We start from the raw sequence: 2390 nt of genomic DNA on the forward strand, positions 1-2390 counted from the left end.
CCGGGCGCGGCTCCCGCCCCGTGCAGCCGCCCGCGGCCCGCCCGGGTTCCCCTCCGGGCCGTGCGCCCGCGAGGATGGGGTGGTGACCGCCGACGCTCCCGCCCTGCGCGCCTCCACGTTGCGTGCGCTGCTGCTGGCCCCCGCCGGTCCGCTCGCCCGGCTGGAGGTGGTGGACCGGACCGGGTCGACCAACGACGACGTGGTCGCGGGGCTGCGGACGACGCCCGAGCTGTGGCCGGGCGGCACGCTGCTGGTCGCCGAGCACCAGGAGGCCGGCCGGGGCCGGACCGGGCGCACCTGGCAGACCCCCGCCCACACGTCGTTGACCTGCACCTTCGTGGTACGTCCGGGGCCGACGGGAGAGGGGCTGGGCTGGTTGCCGCTCATCGCCGGGCTCGGTGTGGTGCGGGCCCTGCAGGCCACCGCCGGCGTGCCGGCCCGGCTCAAGTGGCCGAACGACGTGCTCGTCGCCCCGCCCGGTGTGCCGTCGTTGCCCGGCTGGGGCGGGCAGCGCAAGGTCGCCGGTGTGCTGTGCGACGCGGTCGCGCTGCCCGACGAGCTGGCGGTGGCCGTCGGCATCGGTGTCAACGTCTCGCAGGACGCCGCCGCGCTGCCGGTGCCGACCGCGACCTCGCTCGTGCTGGCCGGCGCCCGCGGGGTGGACCGGGAGGTGCTGCTCGTGGCGCTCGTCTCGGCCCTGGCCGAGCTGTCCGAGCGGTGGCAGACCGGCGGCGGGCAGGCGGGGGAGAGCGGGTTGGCGGACGAGGTCGCGGCGGTCTGCGCGACCCTCGGCTCCCGGGTGCGGGTGGAGCTGCCGGGCGGTGCGGCGCTCGTCGGACGGGCTGAGCGGCTCGCCGGCGACGGTGCTCTCGTCGTGGCCGGCGAGGACGGCGCCGAGCACGTGATCCGGGCCGGCGACGTCACCCATCTGCGCCCCGTCGACTGACTCGGGGTACTCTTGCCTCGGCGCATCACGCGCCGGCGTCGACGAACGCGTTCCCCGCCCCCCGACCGGTCACGGTCGGCGGGCCGTGCGATCTGCACCAGGGATCCCATTTGGCGGCGAACGACGTGCCGACCGGCACGCTCGCCCCTGGGCGCCCGCTGCGCGCGCCCCACTGACCGAAGGTCCTCACCCACCCATGGCTTCCTCTTTCGCCGCTCTCGGCGTGCCCGCACCGCTCGTGGACGTGCTCACCGCGTCCGGGATCGACGCACCGTTCCCCATCCAGCGCGACACGCTGCCCGACACCCTCGACGGGCGTGACGTGCTCGGTCGCGGCCGCACCGGCTCCGGCAAGACGCTGGCGTTCGCGCTGCCGCTGGTCGCGCGGATCGCCGCCGACCGCACCGGCCGTCGCCGTCCCGGCCACCCGCGCGGTCTGGTGCTGGCGCCGACCCGCGAGCTGGCCACCCAGATCGCCGACGTCATCGCCCCGCTCGCGCACGCCGTGGGCCTCGAGGTGACGACGATCTTCGGTGGCGTCTCCCAGCACCGCCAGGTCACCGCGCTGGCCGCCGGGGTCGACATCGTCGTGGCCTGCCCGGGCCGCCTCGAGGACCTCATGCACCAGAAGCACGCGCAGCTCGACTCGGTCATCGTCACGGTGCTCGACGAGGCCGACCACATGGCCGACCTGGGCTTCCTGCCCACGGTCACGCGCATCCTCAAGGCCACCCCGGCCGCCGGTCAGCGGATGCTGTTCTCGGCCACGCTGGACAACGGGGTCGACCGCATCGTGCGCGCGTTCCTGCACGCCCCGGTCACGCATGCCGTGGACGACGCGTCCAGCCACGTCGACCAGATGGTGCACGAGGTGCTCACCGTGTCCGGCGCCGACGTCAAGCGTGACGTCGTGCACGCCCTGGCCTCCGGCACCGGCCCGCGCATCCTGTTCGTGCGGACCAAGCACGTGGCCAAGAAGCTCGCCAAGGCGCTCGTCGCCGACGGCATCGCCGCGGTCGACCTGCAGGGCAACCTGTCGCAGGCGGCGCGCGACCGCAACCTCGCCGCGCTGCGCGACGGCCGGGCCCGCGTGCTCGTCGCTACCGATGTCGCCGCCCGCGGGGTGCACGTGGACGATGTCGCGCTCGTCGTGCACGTCGACCCGCCGACCGAGCACAAGTCGTACCTGCACCGTTCGGGCCGCACGGCCCGGGCCGGAGCCGCGGGCACCGTGGTCACGCTCGTGCTGCCCGAGCAGCGGCGTGAGGTGCACCAGATGCTGCGCGCCGCGGCCATCAGGGCCACCCCGGTCGAGGTGACCGCCGCCAGCCCCGTCGTGCAGCGCCTCGTGGGCGAGCGGGCGCCGCGGATCAGTGGCCCGGTGGTCGAGGTCGCCGAGCAGCGTCCGGCCGCCGCGCGCAGCGGTCGTGGTGGTGCGGGGTCC

The 2390-nt window shown here is 75.8% G+C and carries 2 protein-coding genes; both read left to right on the forward strand.

Annotation, left to right across the window (positions count from 1 at the left end; translation table 11 throughout):
• Window positions 1–82: 82 nt before the first annotated feature.
• Window positions 83–946 carry a biotin--[acetyl-CoA-carboxylase] ligase gene (locus tag F2B26_RS15810; RefSeq protein ID WP_235929717.1) on the forward strand — a complete coding sequence of 288 codons (864 nt, stop codon included), beginning with the start codon at window positions 83–85 and terminating at the stop codon, window positions 944–946.
• A gap of 196 nt (window positions 947–1142) precedes the next feature.
• Window positions 1143–2390, forward strand: a 1248-nt coding sequence (locus F2B26_RS15815; protein ID WP_159810984.1) for a DEAD/DEAH box helicase, incomplete at its 3' end; no start/stop codon positions are given.

Source organism: Cellulomonas citrea, assembly GCF_009829685.1.
Taxonomy (GTDB): Bacteria; Actinomycetota; Actinomycetes; order Actinomycetales; family Cellulomonadaceae; genus Cellulomonas; species Cellulomonas citrea.